General features: G+C 71.5%; 15 protein-coding genes. 3 read left to right on the forward strand and 12 right to left on the reverse strand.

Annotated elements, in window-relative coordinates:
* Window positions 1-45: 45 nt before the first annotated feature.
* From VIM26_RS22245 to VIM26_RS22255, 3 genes are all read right to left on the reverse strand, one after another.
* Window positions 46-891 carry a LacI family DNA-binding transcriptional regulator gene (locus VIM26_RS22245; RefSeq protein ID WP_331955361.1) on the reverse strand — a complete coding sequence of 282 codons (846 nt, stop codon included), beginning with the start codon at window positions 889-891 and terminating at the stop codon, window positions 46-48.
* Window positions 892-909: 18 nt separating this feature from the next.
* The gene (locus VIM26_RS22250; protein WP_331955363.1) at window positions 910-3,414 is read right to left on the reverse strand and encodes a glycoside hydrolase family 2 protein; all 2,505 of its coding nucleotides are present in this window, start codon (window positions 3,412-3,414) and stop codon (window positions 910-912) included.
* Window positions 3,415-3,588: 174 nt separating this feature from the next.
* Window positions 3,589-4,542 carry a nucleoside hydrolase gene (locus VIM26_RS22255; RefSeq protein ID WP_331955365.1) on the reverse strand — a complete coding sequence of 318 codons (954 nt, stop codon included), beginning with the start codon at window positions 4,540-4,542 and terminating at the stop codon, window positions 3,589-3,591.
* 95 nt (window positions 4,543-4,637) lie between these two features.
* Here VIM26_RS22255 and VIM26_RS22260 point away from each other — a divergent pair, with 95 nt between their 5' ends.
* Complete coding sequence (locus tag VIM26_RS22260) at window positions 4,638-5,258, forward strand: SGNH/GDSL hydrolase family protein (protein WP_331955367.1); 621 nt, start codon at window positions 4,638-4,640, stop codon at window positions 5,256-5,258.
* A 143-nt stretch (window positions 5,259-5,401) separates the two neighbouring features.
* On the opposite strand, the gene VIM26_RS22265 is transcribed toward VIM26_RS22260, so the two are convergent.
* Entirely contained in the window at window positions 5,402-6,355 is a 954-nt protein-coding gene (locus VIM26_RS22265; protein WP_331955369.1) for a plastocyanin/azurin family copper-binding protein, read from the reverse strand.
* A 279-nt stretch (window positions 6,356-6,634) separates the two neighbouring features.
* Here VIM26_RS22265 and VIM26_RS22270 point away from each other — a divergent pair, with 279 nt between their 5' ends.
* Both VIM26_RS22270 and VIM26_RS22275 read left to right on the forward strand, forming a co-directional pair.
* On the forward strand, window positions 6,635-7,921 hold the full coding sequence (locus tag VIM26_RS22270; RefSeq protein WP_331955371.1) for an ROK family transcriptional regulator: 1,287 nt from the start codon (window positions 6,635-6,637) through the stop codon (window positions 7,919-7,921).
* A 67-nt stretch (window positions 7,922-7,988) separates the two neighbouring features.
* Entirely contained in the window at window positions 7,989-9,224 is a 1,236-nt protein-coding gene (locus tag VIM26_RS22275; protein WP_331955373.1) for an AGE family epimerase/isomerase, read from the forward strand.
* A gap of 332 nt (window positions 9,225-9,556) precedes the next feature.
* Here VIM26_RS22275 and VIM26_RS22280 read toward each other — a convergent pair whose 3' ends face one another.
* The 8 genes from VIM26_RS22280 to VIM26_RS22315 all read right to left on the reverse strand — a co-directional run.
* Complete coding sequence (locus VIM26_RS22280) at window positions 9,557-10,792, reverse strand: N-acetylglucosamine-6-phosphate deacetylase (RefSeq protein WP_331955375.1); 1,236 nt, start codon at window positions 10,790-10,792, stop codon at window positions 9,557-9,559.
* Between the two features lie 112 nt (window positions 10,793-10,904).
* Complete coding sequence (gene nucS, locus VIM26_RS22285) at window positions 10,905-11,600, reverse strand: endonuclease NucS (RefSeq protein ID WP_331955377.1); 696 nt, start codon at window positions 11,598-11,600, stop codon at window positions 10,905-10,907.
* A gap of 26 nt (window positions 11,601-11,626) precedes the next feature.
* The gene (locus VIM26_RS22290) at window positions 11,627-12,046 is read right to left on the reverse strand and encodes a DUF2550 domain-containing protein (RefSeq protein WP_331955379.1); all 420 of its coding nucleotides are present in this window, start codon (window positions 12,044-12,046) and stop codon (window positions 11,627-11,629) included.
* Window positions 12,047-12,065: 19 nt separating this feature from the next.
* Window positions 12,066-12,344 carry a F0F1 ATP synthase subunit epsilon gene (locus tag VIM26_RS22295; protein ID WP_331955381.1) on the reverse strand — a complete coding sequence of 93 codons (279 nt, stop codon included), beginning with the start codon at window positions 12,342-12,344 and terminating at the stop codon, window positions 12,066-12,068.
* Window positions 12,344-13,825, reverse strand: coding sequence for a F0F1 ATP synthase subunit beta (gene atpD / locus VIM26_RS22300; RefSeq protein ID WP_331955383.1), 1,482 nt, complete (start codon window positions 13,823-13,825; stop codon window positions 12,344-12,346). Before atpD ends, VIM26_RS22295 begins: the two co-directional genes overlap by 1 nt.
* Before the next feature lie 60 nt (window positions 13,826-13,885).
* Window positions 13,886-14,779 carry a F0F1 ATP synthase subunit gamma gene (locus VIM26_RS22305; protein WP_331955385.1) on the reverse strand — a complete coding sequence of 298 codons (894 nt, stop codon included), beginning with the start codon at window positions 14,777-14,779 and terminating at the stop codon, window positions 13,886-13,888.
* Window positions 14,780-14,781: 2 nt separating this feature from the next.
* On the reverse strand, window positions 14,782-16,407 hold the full coding sequence (gene atpA, locus VIM26_RS22310; RefSeq protein ID WP_331955387.1) for a F0F1 ATP synthase subunit alpha: 1,626 nt from the start codon (window positions 16,405-16,407) through the stop codon (window positions 14,782-14,784).
* Window positions 16,408-16,491: 84 nt separating this feature from the next.
* The coding region (locus VIM26_RS22315) for a F0F1 ATP synthase subunit delta (RefSeq protein ID WP_331955388.1) at window positions 16,492-16,721 on the reverse strand (230 nt) is incomplete at its 5' end.

Below are 16,721 nucleotides of genomic sequence, written 5' to 3' on the forward strand. Positions count from 1 at the left end.
ATAGGACGTCAACGCTCGGACGTTACCGGGGGGCATTCAGGGGATTCAGCTTCCGGGCGCAGCCGCCGTCGTGCCGCGGGGCATCAGCAGGGCGCTGGGCGACCAGCGTTCGGCGACCGGCGCTCCGTCGAGGAGCTCCAGGATCGAGCGCGCGACGCGAACGCCGAACTCGTGCACGTCCACGCTGATGGTCGTCAGGGCGGGCGAGGTGAGCCGGCACAGCACCGAGTCGTCCCACGCGAGCAGGCTGAGTTCGTCGGGCACCGCCACACCGAGTCCGAGCGCGGTGCGGAGCCCGGCGACCGCCATCACGTCGTTGTCGTAGATGATCACCGTCGGGGGTGCCGGCCGGGCCAGCAGCCAGCGCGTCAGCTCGACGCCGGCGTCGTCGGAGTAGTCGCCCTCGAGGGTGACCGGCTCCAGCCCGACGGCGGCGCCGCCCTCGAGTAGTGCCGCGGTCCGAAGCCGTGTGTGCAACAGCTGCGCGGGCCCGCTCACCCGGGCGATCCTGCGATGGCCCAGCTCGAGCAGGTGCGTGAGCGCAGCCCGCGCCGCACCTTCGTTGTCCGTGCGCACCGCGGGAACATCCGACGGGCCCGACACCCCGACGAGCAGGCTCGGCAGGCCGAGCTCGCGCAGCACCGCGGGCCGCGGGTCGTCCACGGTGAGGTTGACCACGATGACGGCATCGACCAGACGCCGGTCGGCCCAGCGCCGGTAGGTCTCCACCTCGGCGTCCTGCTCGGGCACGACGTGCAGCAGGATCGACAGGTCCCGCTCCGCGAGGGTCTCCTCGATGCCGGTGATGAACTCCATGAAGAACGGCTCGACGGCAAGCAGCCGGGCCGGCCGGGCGAGCACCAGGCCGACCGCTCCGAGCCCCTCGGTCATCCCCTGCCCCGGTGCGGCTCAGCCACGGGTCACCGGGGCGGGCGCGCCGCTCGCCGAGCGGAGCACGAGCGGTCCGGTGAGCTCGGCGGGATCGACCTCGACGGCGGTGCGCACGACGAACGAGCGACGTTCCCCGGCGAGCATGGGCACGAGCATCTCGTCCACCTCGGCGTCGGGCGCGACCCGGTCCGCGAGCAGCGCAACGTCCCGCGCGAACGACGCGGCGAGCACGTCGACGCGGTATCCGCCCTCGATGCGGAACCCCTGCGCGGTCAGTGCCGCAGGGTCGTAGGCCAGGTCGAGGTCTTCGGCAAAGGTGTGCACGGTGCGCACCGGCCCGGCGGTGGCCACGAGGATCTCCGCGCGCGGATCCTGCGGGCTGGTCAACGTCTCGGGGAGGGCGAGCTCGACGACCGAACGCGGCGGGACCTGGAGCTCGACGCCGGCGGCCGCGCAGGTACGGCCGGAGAACGTCTGGCGCTCGAGGTTGACCACCCCGCTCCACGGCGCGTCGTCGTCGTTCACCGCGACCAGGACGAGGTGCTCCCCGCGGGGCTGGACGGTCAGCAGGCGCGGCGCGTAGGCATGGCGCAGGGCGTACCACAGCGGCTTGGGCCGCTCGCCGGAGTCGACCGCGGCCCAGGACGTGACCGGCCAGCAGTCGTTGAGCTGCCAGACCAGCGCGCCGGCCGTGCGCGGCCACCACGAGCGGAAGTGCTCGACGCCGAACTCGACCGCGCGGGACTGGTTGAGCTGGGTGGCCCAGTGCCAGTCCTCGAACGTGGTGGGCTCGGGCAGGTGCGGCGCGAGGCCGCGCGCGAGCTTTCCGTTGCCGTCGGCCGCCTTCTGGTGCGTGAGGATCGACGGCGAGCTGGGCGTGAGCGGCTCGTCGTGGATCCATCGGGTGAGCGTCGCCCAGGTGGGCGGGCCCTGGAAGCCGAACTCGGAGCAGAACCTCGGCACGTTGTCGCGGTAGGCCAGGTAGTCGAGCTTGTTCCAGACGTCCCACTCGTGGCGCGTGCCGTGGTCGGGGTCGTTCGGGTGCACCGCGCCGCTCGCCGAGAAGGTGGGGCTGTACGGGCTGCCGTCGGCGTAGAACCTGGTCGGATCGAGCTCGGCGACGATGGCCGGGAGCAGCTCGGTGTAGTAGCCGAGGCCCCAGGTGCGCCCCGCGAGCGACTGCTGCCAGCCCCAGTCGGCGTAGCCCCAGAGGTTCTCGTTCGCACCGTTCCACAGCGCGAGCGAGGCGTGCGGGGTCAGCCGGGCGACGTTCTCGCGCGCCTCGGCCTCGACCTCGCTGCGCAGCGGCTCCTCCTGGGGGTACGCCGCGCACGCGAACAGGAAGTCCTGCCACACGAGCATCCCGCGCTCGTCGCACACGTCGTAGAAGTCCTCGGACTCATACACCCCGCCGCCCCAGACGCGGAGCATGTTCATGTGCGCACCGACGGCTCGGTCGACCCGTCGCACGAGCTGGTCGCGGGTGATCCGGGTGAGGAAATGGTCGTCCGGGATCCAGTTCGCGCCCTTGGCGAAGATGGGCTTGCCGTTGACGACGACGGTGAACGGCGTGCCGCTCTCGTCCGGGGTCACCTCGACGGTGATCGTGCGGAAGCCGATGCGGCGGGTGTAGGTGTCGAGGGGCTCGTCTGTGGTTCCTGACCCAGTTCCGGTGCTGGTCAGCGCGACGTCGAGGTCGTAGAGCGGGTGCTCGCCGTGCCCGACCGGCCACCACAGGTCGACGTCGGGCACGCGTACGACGACGACGCCGGCGCTCGCCCCGGCGGGGATCCGCATGCGCGCGTGCTGCCCGGCGACCTCGGCGGTGAGGTCGAGATCGACGTCGTCGGCCACGCCCAGCCCGGATCGCTCGATCTCGACGTGCACCGCGACGCGGCCCGCACCGTCGTCGTCCACGGTGACCAGGGGACGCACCTCGCAGAGTCGGGCGGTGCGCCAGCGCTCGAGGCGCACGGGCTTGTAGATCCCGGCGGTCTGCAGGTCCGGACCCCAGTCCCAGCCGAAGCTGCAGGCCATCTTGCGGACCATGTTGAACGGGTGCGCGTTGGTGTGCGGGCGGGCGTCGACCGCGCGCTGGACCTCCTCGGCGTGCTCGAGGGCGGACCGGAAGTCCACCGTCAGGACGTTCGCGCCGGCCTCGAGGAGCGCGCGCACGTCGAAGCGGTAGCTGCGGTTCATGTTGGCCGTGCTGCCCAGCTCGGTGCCGTTCAGGGTGATCGTCGCGACGGTGTCGAGTCCGTCGAACACGAGGTCGACCCGCTCGTCCTGCCCGACCGGGAGCGCCTGGAACGCCGACGCGTAGCGCCAGTTCGCGCGGTGCATCCAGACGAGCTCGGCCTCGACGCGGTCGAGGTAGGGGTCCCTGATCAGGCCCGCGGCGAGGAGGTCGATGTGCGTGCTGCCCGGGACCACGGCGGGGATGCTGCGGCCCGCGATCGTCGCCGGGACAGGGCCGCTCCTGGACTGCAGGGTCCAGCCGTCGTGCAGGTTCTGGCGATCCATCGCCGATCACTCCCGATCTGCTCGTGCGCTCTGCGGCCGCCTCGCGCGGCCGAGCCTTCGAGACGAGGCATCATTGCCGGGCGCACCGCGTACGGGTCATTCTTAGGCTGCCGAACAAAGTAAGTCAACACGCCCGGCCGAGGTATGCGCGGTCGAGGACCACCCGGCCGCCGGTCAGAGCGCGGCGATGCGGTCCAGGAAGTACCGACGGAAGGCTTCGACGTCGACGTCGACCGCGATCTGGCAGTTCGGCGCGGGCGGGTCGTCGAAGGTGAGCAGGTCCGTGACCGCGACGCCGCGAGCGATGCCCGACCCGGTCACGACCTCGACGTGCGCGGGGCGCCAGGTGACGAGCCCGGGTCGGCCGACGACCGCCATCGCGAGCGGGTCGTGCATCGCACACGAGTCCGCGGACCGCGCGTCGCCGGGGTTCTCCGCGTGCATGTGGTCGATCCACGCGAGGGTCTGCCGGCCCGCGAGCTCGCCGAAGGATCGACCGCTCGCCGCCATCGCGGCGGCGTCGTCGCGCGTCAGGCGCACCCGGAGGGTGACGTCGAGGCCGACCAGGCGCACCGGCGCCCCGGAGTCGAGCACCGCGCTCGCGGCCTCCGGATCGGACCAGAAGTTGAACTCCCCCGGCATCCGGCGGGTGTGCGCTCCGCTGAGGTACACCCCGCCCATCACGACGATCTCCTTGACCGCACCCGCGAGCCGGGGCTCGAGGTTGAGCGCAGCGGCGATGTTGGTCAGCGGGCCGATCGCGACGATCGTGATCTCGCCCGGGGCCGCCAGGACGCGGCGCGCGATCTCGGCGGCCGCGTAGCCGGGGCTCGCGCGGTGGTGACCGAGTGCCGCGCGGAGCTGGTCCGGCGCCCCGCGGGCGGCGCCCGGGTGGAGCAGCGGGGCCGCGGCGCCGCGCACGACCGGGACGTCCGACCGTCCGAGGCGGTCGAGCAGCTCGATGCTGAGCAGGGTGGCGCTCTCGACGTCGGTGTTGCCGTTGACGGTCGTGACGAGCTCGACGGCGACCTCCGGCTCGGCGACCGCGAGCGCGAGCGCGAAGCCGTCGTCGATCTCGGACCCGAGCGCGCCCATCGCAAGATCGGTGTCGAGGATGACCCGGATCACTGTGCACCCCGTTGTCCTTCGGTCGTTCGAACGATCGCCCGTTCGCGTGCGGCTAGGTTGACATGCTTGCGCCCGTCACCGCAGACCGGAGAACCATGACCACGCAGCTCGGACCCGGCTCGACCATCCTCTTCACCGGTGACAGCGTCACCGACTGCGGGCGGCGCGAGGACGCCGACGGACATCTGGGCTCCGGCTACGTGCGCGCGATCGCGTCCGACGCCCGGGTCGGCGGGGCACGGATCCTCAACGAGGGCATCAGCGGGGATCGCGTCGTCGACCTCGAGCCGCGTTGGCAGGTCGACGTGCTCGACCATCGCGCCGACCTCGTCTCGATCCTGGTCGGCATCAACGACACCTGGCGGCGCTACGACGAGAACGCCGAGACGCCCGTGGCGCAGTTCGAGGCCGGGTACCGACGCCTGCTCGACGCGCTCGCCTCCGCCGGGTCTCGCCTCGTGCTGATCGAGCCCTTCCTGCTCCCCGTCTCGGTCGCCCAGCGAGCCTGGCGCGAGGACCTCGACCCGAAGATCGACGTCGTGCGCAGGCTCGCCGCGGACTACGACGCGATCCTCGTGCCGGCCGACGTCGAGCTGACCCGGCAGGCCGCCGAGCTCGGCGCCGCGGCCCTGGCCGACGACGGCGTGCACCCCACCGACCTCGGGCACGCCCGGCTCGCCGAGCTCTGGCTGGACACGGTCGTCGGCCGCTCCTGAGCAAACCCGTCAGTCACAGCGCGCGCCCGCTGGTCGTCGGCGGAGCTGGCCGCCGGCCCCCTGCAACCGGGACTCTCGGGCCGGCTCGCCAAGGTCAAGCCCACCCTGGCGTGAGCCGGGTGGGCTTGACCTCGGTGCAGGGGTCAGGGGACGACCACGACGTCGCCCACCATCCCCATGCCGTCGTGGATGGCACAGATGTAGTGGTACTTGCCCGCGGCGGTGAAGGTCACGGTGAACGGGACCCCAGGAGTAAGCACCCCGCTGTTGAGGTCGCCGCCGCCGAAGTGGGTCGGGTCGCCGGACGGAGCGAGGATGGCGAGTCCGGGCGGCTCCTGGCCGAAGGTGACCGTGTGCGGCGCGCCGGGCCCGGCGGTGAACGACACGGTCTGCCCCACGTGCACGACGACGTTGTCACGCACGAACCGGGAGACCCCGAAGCCTTCTCCGTCAATCCCGACCTGTACCTGTGAGCCGGTGGTGGCGTGCGCCTGCCTTGCCTGGCGATAGGCGGTGCGTCCAGCGAGGAGCGCTGCCGCGGCCTGCTGGTTGCCGGCCCGGTTGTAGTCCTGCTGGGTGTACGGGTAGGCAGTGCCGGCCGCGCGGACGTGCACGACGCCGGTCATCATCACGCCGTGCAACAGGCAGTAGTACGTGAAGTCGCCGGTCGCGGTAAAGGTCAGGTTGTAGCCGGACGCCGGGTCGGTGAACACGAAGATCGGCTGGGTGGCAACGATCCCGGAGCTCGCGAGGGCGGTGCCGTCGTAGCTCGAGGCGCCCTGAAGCGTCGTCTGCGACGGGTCGAACGGGTTGAACGCGGGCAGTGAGGTTCCCGGGGCGAGGAACGTGACGGTGTGCGGCTCGGCGCTGCCCGCAGTCCAGCGGACGGTGTCGCCGACGTCGACCCAGACCTCCCGCGGCAAGAACTTCATCGCGCTGACGGCCATGTCAGGCGACTCGGCGCCGACGCGGACCTGCCAGGTGACAGGGCCTGCGATCGCTGCCGAGGCGGTCGAGCCCAGGGCGACGGGAACGGCCAGGGCCGTGACGCAGACGGCGGCCAGTACCAACCGACGCAGCAGAGATTTCCGGTGCATGTGGTGCTCCTTGGCGGGGAGTTCGCGGTCGCGGTCGCGGTCGCGGTGGGTGCTCGCGTGACTCACCCGCGGACATCCCACAGACTTAAAGTTAGGGCGTATCATCCCGCTTTGGGTGGATTCGCCGGGATGATCGCGATGGGGTGCCGGCTGCTCGCCGAAGCGGCGCCCAACCCGGAGCGCCGGCTCGCGGCCCGGCGACCGGCCGGCCGACCCCGTCACCGCCGCCGGTTGGGTATCTTTCAGGGGCGCGATCGACGAGGTGAGGAGGCAGCGGCGGTGAGCACACTCCCGCGGGCGATGCCGCACGCGACCTCGAGGTCGGCGGTGCTCGACGTGATCCGGGCAGCCGGCACGATCAGCCGGGTCGGCCTCACCTCTGCCACCGGGCTCACCGGCGCGACGATCTCGACGGTCGTGCGGCGCCTGATCGACGACGGTCTGGTCCTCGAGACCGGACATGCCGAGTCCACCGGCGGCAAGCCGCGCGTGCTGCTCCAGCTCAACCTCTCCTCGCGGTTCGCCGTCGGGGTGCACCTGGACCACTCGGGCATCTCCTACGTCCTGACCAACCTCGGCGGGGCGGTCGTCGCGCGGATGTCCCGGGCCGGCGCCGGTGTCGCGGACCCGCCCGTGGTGGTGGCCCGGATCGCCCGCGAGGTCCAGGCGCTGATCGAGGGGGTCGGCGTCGACCGCTCGCGCGTGCTCGGCCTCGGGCTGGTGTCCCCCGGCCCGATGACCCCGGCCGGCGGGATGCGCCTGACTCCGCCGTCGATGGCGCACTGGAACGACTTCCCGCTGGCCGGCGTCCTGGAGACCGCCGTCGGGCTGCCGGTGATGCTCGACAACGACGCCACCGCGTCCGCGATCGGCGAGTACTGGTCCGGCGGGGTCGGGGCGGCGACGACGTTCGCCACGGTGTTCATGGGGGCCGGCATCGGTGCGGGCCTGATCGTGAACGGCAGTGCCTACCGGGGCGCGAGCGGCAACGCGGGCGAGATCGGGCACATCTGTCTCGACGTCGACGGGCCCGAGTGCTGGTGCGGTGCTCGCGGGTGCACCGAGGTGGTAGCCGGGCCGGCCGCCGTCGTCGCGGCCGCTCGCGCGGACGGGGAGATCGCTCGCGCAACCGGTCTGGACCAGGCGGGCGAGTCCCCTCGCTCGTCGACCGCGTCCGCGTTCGCTGCCGTGGTGCGCGCCGCGCGCCGCGGCGAACCGGGAGCGATGAACCTGCTCGAGGCGTCGGCGCGGTACCTCGCCATCGCGACCCGCACGCTCGCGAACGTCCTGGACCTCGACCTGGTGGTGCTCACCGGGCCGAGCCTCGCCATCGCCGGGCCGATCTACCTCCCCGTGGTCCAGGCGGAGCTCGACCGGTCGTTCTTCGCCCGGGCGACGCACCGGATCACCGTCCAGCTCTCGCGCTCCGCGGCCATGTCGCCCGCGATCGGCGCCGCGGCCATCGTGCTGCAGGCCGAGCTCGTGCCGTTGCGCCAGGGCCTGCGCCTGCCGGAGAACCTCGTTGAGTCCGGCAGCGGCTCACTCGCCCGTGCGAGCGCGCCCTGAACGGTCCGAACGACCACAGTCTTGGGCGAGCACTCCCGGCGCCCGGCCGCACCGATGGAGGAACCCGATGAAGATCTGGACAGAACAGCTCAGCCACCAGCGGTGGCTGCACGGCGAGGCGCTGCGCCTGCTCGACTTCGGCCGGGGCGCCGTCCCGAGCACCCGCGGGGCCGGCTGGCTCGACGACGACGGCGCCGTCGAGCCCGAGCGCGGCATCTTCACCTGGATCACCGCGCGCACCGCGCACGTCTACGCGCTCGGGCACCTGCTCGGCATCCCGGGGAGCGGGCCGATCGCGACGCGCGCCATCGCGGCCCTGCGCACCGCGCTGCACGACGACGAGCATGGCGGCTGGTTCGCCTCGATCGCCGCCGACGGCACCCCCGACACGACCAAGAGCGCCTACGCGCACGCGTTCGTCGTGCTGGCCGCCTCGACCGGGACGGTCGCCCAGATCGACGGCGCGAGCGAGCTGCTCGCGGACGCACTCGAGGTTCTCGACACCAGGTTCTGGGAACCGACGGCCGGCATGAACGCGGACGAGTGGGACCGCACCTGGACCACGCTCGACCCGTACCGCGGCGTGAACGCCAACATGCACTCGGTCGAGGCGCTGCTGGCGGCCGGCGACGCGACCGGCGACCCGCGCTGGCACGAACGCGCGGGCGTCATCGCCGACACCGTGGCGGGCTGGGCGTCCGAGAACGACTGGCGCATCCCGGAGCACTTCGACTCGGCCTGGGTGCCGCAGCCCGAGCTCAACCGGGATCGCCCCGACGACCCGTTCAAGCCGTACGGCGCGACCGTCGGGCACGGCCTGGAGTGGTCGCGCCTGCTGCTGCAGGTTGACGCCGCGCTGCCCGACCGCGCGCCGGGGACACTCGGCGCGGCCGCCGTCGCGCTGTACGACCGGGCGGTGCGCGACGGCTGGGCGGTCGATGGCGCCCCGGGCTTCGTCTACACGACGGACTGGGCAGGAGCGCCCGTGGTGCGCACGCGCATGCACTGGGTCGCCGCCGAGGCGATCGGTGCCGCGGCCGCGCTGTTCCGGTCGACCGGCGATCCGCGGTACGCGTCGGACTACGCGCGATGGTGGGACTACACCGGTGAGCACCTGATCGACCTCGGGCGCGGGTCCTGGCACCACGAGCTCGACGAGTCGAACGTGCCGAGCGCCAAGGTCTGGCCGGGCAAGCCGGACATCTACCACGCCTTCCAGGCCACGCTCCTGCCGCTGCTCCCCCTCGCCCCGGGCCTGGCGATCGCGGTCCGCGACTCCCTGGGCGACACCACCGGAGCCTGACCGCCCGGCGCGATCTCTCGGGCCGCCGGGGCGCCGACCGGACGCGAGTTCGCCATGTTCCGTCGAGTTCGCCGATCGAACCCTCTGTGTCAGCCTGCCGTGTCCGGGCGACCCAACGGGCTGGGTGTATCGCTGGGTGTAGCCAAAGTGCACCATGGGTGCACGTTCGATACACCCAGCCACACACCCAGCCCGTTGGGCCGTCGCGGCAGGTCCGCATGCTCGGTCGACACGCCCGAACGCCCCGCCCCCGAAGCCTGACCCACCCCCCGACTTGTCAGACGCTGCGCGGTTCCTAGCGCGCGCTGGGTCTGACACGTCGAGAGTGGGGGTCAGGTCACCGGCTCGACGACCCACTGCCCCGCGCGCAGCACGGCCAGCGGCCTCAGCGACCCGTCGACGACGACGACGTCGGCGCGGCGTCCGACCTCGAGTGCGCCGATGTCCGCCCGTCCGAGCACGGTCGCCGGGGTCAGGCTCGCCGAGCGGACCGCGACCTCGAGCGGGACCCCTGCCTCGACCGTGCACCGCACGACGTCGAGCAGGTGGGCCGTGCCGCCGGCGATCGCGTCGCCGTCGGCGAGCCGCGCGACGCCCTGGGCGACCCGGACCCGCATCGGGCCCAGGTCGTAGGTGCCGTCCGGCATGCCGGCCGCGGCCATCGCATCCGTGACCAGCGCGATCGAGCGGGCGCCGACGAGGTCGAACACCGCATGGACCATCCCGGGGGCGAGGTGCGTGCCATCCGCGATGAGCTCGACGACCAGCTCGCCGCGGCCGGCCGCCGCGAGGCACGCGGCGATCGGGCCGGGGTCGCGGTGGTGCAGGGGGCGCATCCCGTTGAACAGGTGCGTCGCCGTCGGCCGCGCCGACCTCGAGCCGGCCGCCGCCAGCGCGGCCCGCGCCTGCGCGACGGCGTCATCGACCTCCTCCGCGCTCGCGTTCGTGTGCCCGAAGGACGGCACCGCGCCGGCTGCGGCGAGGGCCTCGATCACGCCGCCCGGTCCGCGGACCCCGGCGATCTCGGGCGCGATGGTCATCGTCACGAGATGCCCGCGGGCGGCCTCGGCGATCCTCGCGACCAGCCGGGGGTTGCCGGGCAGCATGTCCGCGGGGTTCTGGGCGCCGCACCGGGCCCGGGACAGGAACGGCCCTTCGAGGTGGATCCCGGCGATCTCACCGGCGTCGGCCAGGTCGGCGAGCAGCGCGGCGCGCGCGACGAGGGTCTCGGCGTCGGCGGTAACGAGGGAGGCCACCAGGCTCGTCGTGCCGTGCACCAGGTGCTCGTGGGCGGCACGGCGCGCGTCGTCGACGTCGACCGCGTCGGGAAAGCTCGCGCCGCCGCCGCCGTGGTTGTGCAGGTCGACGAGCCCGGGGAGCAGGGTCGTTCCCGGTGGCGGCGCCGGCGTCGCGGCGACCGCGTCGGTAAGCACCGCCGGATGGGTTGCGCTCGCTGCGGCACCGACCCAGACGATCCGGCCGTCCTCGAGCACGATCGCACCGTCGTCGATCACCCGCTCGGGTGTCACCACGCAGCCACGCAGAACCTCAGGAACGGCAGTAGTCATGGCGACAGTATCGCGCGCCGTGCGGCGCCGCGGCCCGGACCTGCGGAAACTGTCGGACTCGAGAGAGGCGAGAGGATGGCGAGAGGATGGCGAGAGGATGGTGCGACGAGGGCTAGAAAAGCCGCTCGTCGACGTCGTCCACGCCGCGCATCGCGTCGTAGTCGAGCACGAGGCACCCGATACCGCGGTCCGTGGCCAGCACCCGGGCCTGCGGCTTGATCTCCTGCGCCGCGAACACGCCGCGCACGGGCGCCAGGTGCGGGTCGCGGTTCAGCAGCTCGAGGTAGCGCGTCAGCTGCTCGACGCCGTCGATGTCACCGCGCCGCTTGATCTCCACGGCGACCGTGCCGCCGGCGGGGTCCCGCGCCAGGATGTCGACCGGCCCGATGGCGGTCGGGAACTCGCGCCGCACCAGGCTGTGCCCGGCGCCCAGCAGGGCGATCTGCGCGGCGAGCAACGCCTGCAGGTGGGCCTCGACGCCGTCCTTGATCAGGCCCGGGTCGACGCCGAGGTCGTGCGCGGAGTCGTGCAGCACGTCGTGCAGCTCGATCTCGAGCCGGTCGTCGCTCTTGGCGTGCTGGACGACCCAGGTCGCCGCGACGCCGCGCGCCGCGGCGTCGTCGTCGGGCACGCCGACCACGAGCGTGCAGGGCGGGCTCATCCAGTTCAGCGGCTTGTATGAGCCGCCGTCGGAGTGCAGCAGGACGCTGCCGTCCGCCTTGACCACCAGCAGTCGCTTCGCGAGCGGGAGATGGGCGTTGAGCCGGCCGGAGTAGTCGGCCGAGCACGTCGCGATCACGAGCCGCACTGTGGGTTTCCTCTTCGGTGGAGCTGTCAGATGACGCGCGAGATGGCGCTCGGCGGCGCCGACTCGAGCCACGACGTCAGCCCGGCGTACGCGTCGGGGGACATCGTGAGCTCGAAGTCCACGCCGCGATGCGTACATCGCACGAGGTACAGATCCGGGCGGCCCGGGTTCGCCAGCGGGACGCGACCGGTCACGACCATCTCGGAGCGCTGCCACGAGCGGGTCGGTCTGGGGGCGAGCGACCACGAGCGCCACCAGTCGAGCCGACCGGCGCCGTACTGCGCGATCCCCGCGACGACGGCGCGGCCCGGCGGCTCCGCCGGGCGCGCGCCGCACACGAACGAGCCGACCCGCCCGGAGAGCGTGCGCAGGCGCGAGACGCCCAGTCCGAGCGTGCCGAGCACGACCAGCAGGGCAGCAACGACCACCAGTTCGAGGATCGTCACCGCCACTGCCTGGCCCCGCTCAGCTCGTCGAGTCGCCGGTGGCGACCGTGACGGAGTCCGCCACGATTGTCACCCGGTTGGAGTCCACGGACAGGAACCCGCCGTCGACCGTCCCCTCGAACTTCTCGCCGGTCACCGGAGTGACCCGGACCTGCCCCTCCCTGAGCACAGCGAGCAGGGGCTCATGACCAGGCAGGATCCCGATCTCGCCCTCGGTCGACGGTGCGATGACCGAACTTGCCTCGCCCGACCAGACCTTGCGATCGGCCGCAACCAGTTCGACGTTCAGGACTGCCATCAGACGCCGTATTCCTTCTGGATGCGGGCCCAGTTCCGCTCAAGGTCCTCGAGGCCCCCGATGTTGAAGAACGCCTGCTCGGAGATGTGGTCGAACTCCCCGTCGGCGATCCGGGAGAACGCCTCGATGGTCTCCGCCATCGGGACCGTCGAACCCGCGACACCGGTGAACTGGGTGGCCATGTAGGTGTTCTGGGAGAGGAACTGCTGGATGCGACGGGCGCGGTAGACGACCGTCTTGTCCTCCTCGGACAGCTCGTCGACCCCGAGGATCGCGATGATGTCCTGCAGCTCCTTGTTGCGCTGGAGAATCTGCTTGATGCGCGTCGCGGTGTCGTAGTGCGCCTGGCCGACGTAGCGCGGGTCGAGCACCCGCGAGCTCGACGCGAGCGGGTCGACGGCCGGGTACAGGCCGCGCGACGCGATCTCACGAGAGAGCTCGGTGGTGGCGTCCAGGTGCGCGAACGTGGTGGCCGGCGCCGGGTCGGTGTAGTCGTCGGCGGGCACGTAGATCGCCTGCAGCGAGGTGATCGAGTGGCCGCGCGTGGAGGTGATCCGCTCCTGGAGCTGGCCCATCTCGTCGGCGAGGTTCGGCTGGTAGCCGACCGCGGACGGCATGCGGCCGAGCAGCGTGGAGACCTCGGAGCCCGCCTGCGTGAAGCGGAAGATGTTGTCGATGAAGAGCAGCACATCCTTCTGCTGCACGTCGCGGAAGTACTCCGCCATCGTCAGTGCCGACAGGGCGACGCGAAGACGCGTGCCCGGCGGCTCGTCCATCTGGCCGAACACTAGAGCGGTCTGCTTGATGACGCCCGACTCGGTCATCTCAGCGATGAGGTCGTTGCCCTCACGCGTGCGCTCCCCGACCCCGGCGAACACCGACACACCGTTGTGGCCGGTCGCGACGCGGTAGATCATCTCCTGGATCAGGACCGTCTTGCCGACGCCGGCCCCGCCGAACAGGCCGATCTTCCCGCCGAGCACGTACGGCGTGAGCAGGTCGATGACCTTGATGCCGGTCTCGAACATCTGGGTCTTCGACTCGAGCTGGTCGAAGGCCGGGGGCTTGCGGTGGATCGGCCAGCGCTCGGTGATCTCGAGCTTCTCGCCCTCCTTGCCGTTGAGCAGCTCGCCCGTGACGTCCCAGACATGGCTCAGCGTGACGTCTCCGACGGGGACGCTGATGGCCTCTCCGGTGTCGGTGACGATCGCGCCGCGGACCAGTCCGTCGGTCGGCTTGAGCGCGATCGCGCGCACCATCGAGTCGCCGAGGTGCTGGGCAACCTCGAGCGTCATGGTGAACGAGTTCTCGCCCTCGCCCTGCGAGGAGAGGTCGATGTCGACCTTGAGCGCGTTGTACATCTCGGGGATCGCGTCCGCCGGGAACTCGATGTCCACGACGGGTCCGATCACCCGGGCGACGCGGCCCAGGCCGGGCCCGCCCGCGCGCTCGGCGCCTGCTTTGGTGGCGGTGGCTGTCATGTGTCTCTCACTCCGTTCGCCCGGAGCGTGCCCCGGTAGGTCTGTGCGTGAAATGGGTGTTCAGGAGGCGAGTGCGTCGGCGCCCGACACGATCTCGCTGATCTCCTGGGTGATCTCGCCCTGGCGCGCCTGGTTGGCCAGCCGGGTGTAGTCGCGGATCAGGTCCTCCGCGTTTTCGGTTGCCGTGTGCATCGCACGCTGCCGGGACGCCAGCTCCGAGGCGCCCGCCTGGAGCAGGCAGCTGTAGATCCGGCTGCGCACGTACCGCGGGAGCAGCGTGTTGAGGACGTCCTCGGCCGAGGGCTCGAACTCGTACAGCGGTAACGTCTCGCCGGCTCCCGCCGGCACCACGCCCTCGACGACCTCCAACGGAAGCATCCGGATGACGCGCGGCACCTGGGTGACCATGTTGACGAACTGCGTGTACACGATGTGCAGCTCGGCGACGCCACCCTCGGCGACCGGCGCCTCGAACGCCTCGAGCAGCGCGTCCGCGACCTCCTCCGCGGTCCCGTAGGTCGGCGCGTCCGAGTCACCGACCCAGCTGCGCACGACCTCCCGACCGCGGAACGCGAAGTAGGACAGCGCGCGCCGACCGGTCACATAGAGCGCGATCTCCTTGCCTTGCGCCGTGAGCTGATCCGCCAGCTTCTCTGCCTCGCGGATCACGCTTGCGGAGTACGCCCCGGCCATCCCGCGGTCCGACGCCGCGACCAGGATTGCGACGCGCTTCGTGTCGGTCCGCTCGGTCGTCAGCGGGTGGGTCACATTGGAGTGCGTCGCGACGGCCGAGACCGCCCGGGTGATTGCGCGGGCGTACGGCGTCGCCGCCGTGACCCGCCCACGCGCCTTGCCGATGCGCGACGCCGCGATGAGCTCCATCGCACGGAAGATCTTCTTGAGCGACTGTGTCGACCGGATCCGCTCCCGGAAGACGCGCTGCTGGCCGCCCACGCTCAGGCCTTCTTCTGCCGGACGATCTGCTCCTGCACGACCTCGACGTCGGCCTCGTCGCCGGCGCCGACCAGCGGAGTGCCGTCGCCCTTGAGGAAGCCGTCGCGGAAGACGCCGACGGCGGCGTCCAGCGCAGCCTCCGTGTCGTCCTCAAGCTTGCCCGACGCGTCGATCGTGGCGAGCACCTCGGTGTTGCGGCGCAGGTGGTCGATCAGCTCGGACTCGAACCGACGAACGTCCTCGATCGGCACGTCGTCGAGCTTGCCCTTGGTGCCGGCCCAGATCGACGCGACCTGGTCGGAGACCGGGAACGGCGTGTACTGAGGCTGCTTGAGCAGCTCCATCAGGCGGGCACCCCGGGTGAGCTGGGCGCGCGAGGCGGGGTCGAGGTCCGAGGCGAACATCGCGAAGGCCTCGAGCGAGCGGAACTGCGCGAGGTCCAGCTTGAGCGTCCCGGAGACCTTCTTCATGGCCTTGACCTGCGCGGAACCACCGACGCGCGACACCGAGATACCGACGTCGACGGCGGGGCGCTGGTCGGCGTTGAACAGGTCCGACTGCAGGAAGATCTGCCCGTCGGTGATCGAGATGACGTTCGTCGGGATGTACGCCGAGACGTCGTTGGCCTTGGTCTCGATGATCGGCAGGCCGGTCATCGATCCCGCGCCGAGCTCGTCGTTCAGCTTCGCGCAACGCTCGAGCAGGCGCGAGTGCAGGTAGAAGACATCACCCGGGTAGGCCTCGCGGCCCGGCGGACGCCGCAGCAGCAGCGACACGGCGCGGTACGCCTCGGCCTGCTTGGACAGGTCGTCGAAGATGATCAGGACGTGCTTGCCCTCGTACATCCAGTGCTGGCCGATGGCCGAACCGGTGTACGGCGCGAGGTACTTGAAGCCGGCCGGGTCGGAGGCGGGAGCCGCGACGATGGTCGTGTACTCCAGCGCGCCGGCCTCCTCGAGCGCGCCGCGAACGGCGGCGATCGTGGAGCCCTTCTGGCCGATGGCGACGTAGATGCAGCGGACCTGCTTGTTCGGGTCGCCGGTCTCCCAGTTCGCCTTCTGGTTGATGATCGTGTCGATCGCGACCGCCGTCTTGCCCGTCTGGCGGTCCCCGATGATCAACTGGCGCTGGCCGCGGCCGATCGGGATCATCGCGTCGATGGCCTTGAGGCCGGTCTGCAGCGGCTCGTGCACGCTCTTGCGCGCCATCACGCCGGGAGCCTGGAGCTCCAGGGCACGGCGGCCGGTCGTGGCGACCTCGCCGAGTCCGTCGATCGGGGTGCCGAGCGGGTCCACGACGCGGCCGAGGTAGCCGTCGCCGACGGCGACCGACAGGACCTCGCCCGTGCGGCGGACCTCCTGGCCCTCCTCGATCCCGGTGAACTCGCCGAGGACAACCACGCCGATCTCGCGCACGTCGAGGTTGAGCGCGAGGCCGAGCGTGCCGTCCTCGAACGTCAACAACTCATTGGCCATCGCGCCCGGAAGGCCCTCGACCTGGGCGATGCCGTCGCCCGCGAGGGTGACGCGACCAACCTCTTCGGTGATCGTGCCCTTCGGCTCGTAGGACTTCACGAAGCTGTCCAGCGCGGCCCTGATCTCGTCGGGCCGGATCGTCAGCTCAGCCATTGCTTATCTCCTGTCGTGAGACGAACTCCCGCTCCGAGGAGCGGTCGTTCAAGTTTCTGGTGTCGTGAGGTGCTGAGCGCTGCGTCAGCTGGCAAGTCGTCGTCGGGCGTCGTCGAGCCGGGACAGCATGGTGGAGTCCACGACATCGGACCCGATCTGGATCCGCAGCCCACCGAGGACTGCGGGATCGACCGTCGCGTTGACCTGGACCTCGCCGCCGTACGCCTGTCCGAGGATCGCCGCGAGGCGGTCGAGCTGCCCCGCACTGAGCTCGGTGCTCGAGGTGACCGCCGCGACGATGCGGTTGCGGCGGG

Source organism: Pengzhenrongella sp. (assembly GCF_036565025.1).
GTDB lineage: Bacteria > Actinomycetota > Actinomycetes > Actinomycetales > Cellulomonadaceae > Pengzhenrongella.

Coding starts and splice junctions, on each gene's coding strand:
- VIM26_RS22250 (WP_331955363.1), bottom strand. CDS start 3,414: ATGGATCGCCAGAACCTGCACGACGGCTGGACCCTGCAGTCCAGGAGC.
- VIM26_RS22295 (WP_331955381.1), bottom strand. CDS start 12,344: ATGGCAGTCCTGAACGTCGAACTGGTTGCGGCCGATCGCAAGGTCTGG.
- VIM26_RS22265 (WP_331955369.1), bottom strand. CDS start 6,355: ATGCACCGGAAATCTCTGCTGCGTCGGTTGGTACTGGCCGCCGTCTGC.
- atpD (WP_331955383.1), bottom strand. CDS start 13,825: ATGACAGCCACCGCCACCAAAGCAGGCGCCGAGCGCGCGGGCGGGCCC.
- VIM26_RS22275 (WP_331955373.1), top strand. CDS start 7,989: ATGAAGATCTGGACAGAACAGCTCAGCCACCAGCGGTGGCTGCACGGC.
- atpA (WP_331955387.1), bottom strand. CDS start 16,407: ATGGCTGAGCTGACGATCCGGCCCGACGAGATCAGGGCCGCGCTGGAC.
- VIM26_RS22280 (WP_331955375.1), bottom strand. CDS start 10,792: ATGACTACTGCCGTTCCTGAGGTTCTGCGTGGCTGCGTGGTGACACCC.
- VIM26_RS22260 (WP_331955367.1), top strand. CDS start 4,638: ATGACCACGCAGCTCGGACCCGGCTCGACCATCCTCTTCACCGGTGAC.
- VIM26_RS22245 (WP_331955361.1), bottom strand. CDS start 891: ATGACCGAGGGGCTCGGAGCGGTCGGCCTGGTGCTCGCCCGGCCGGCC.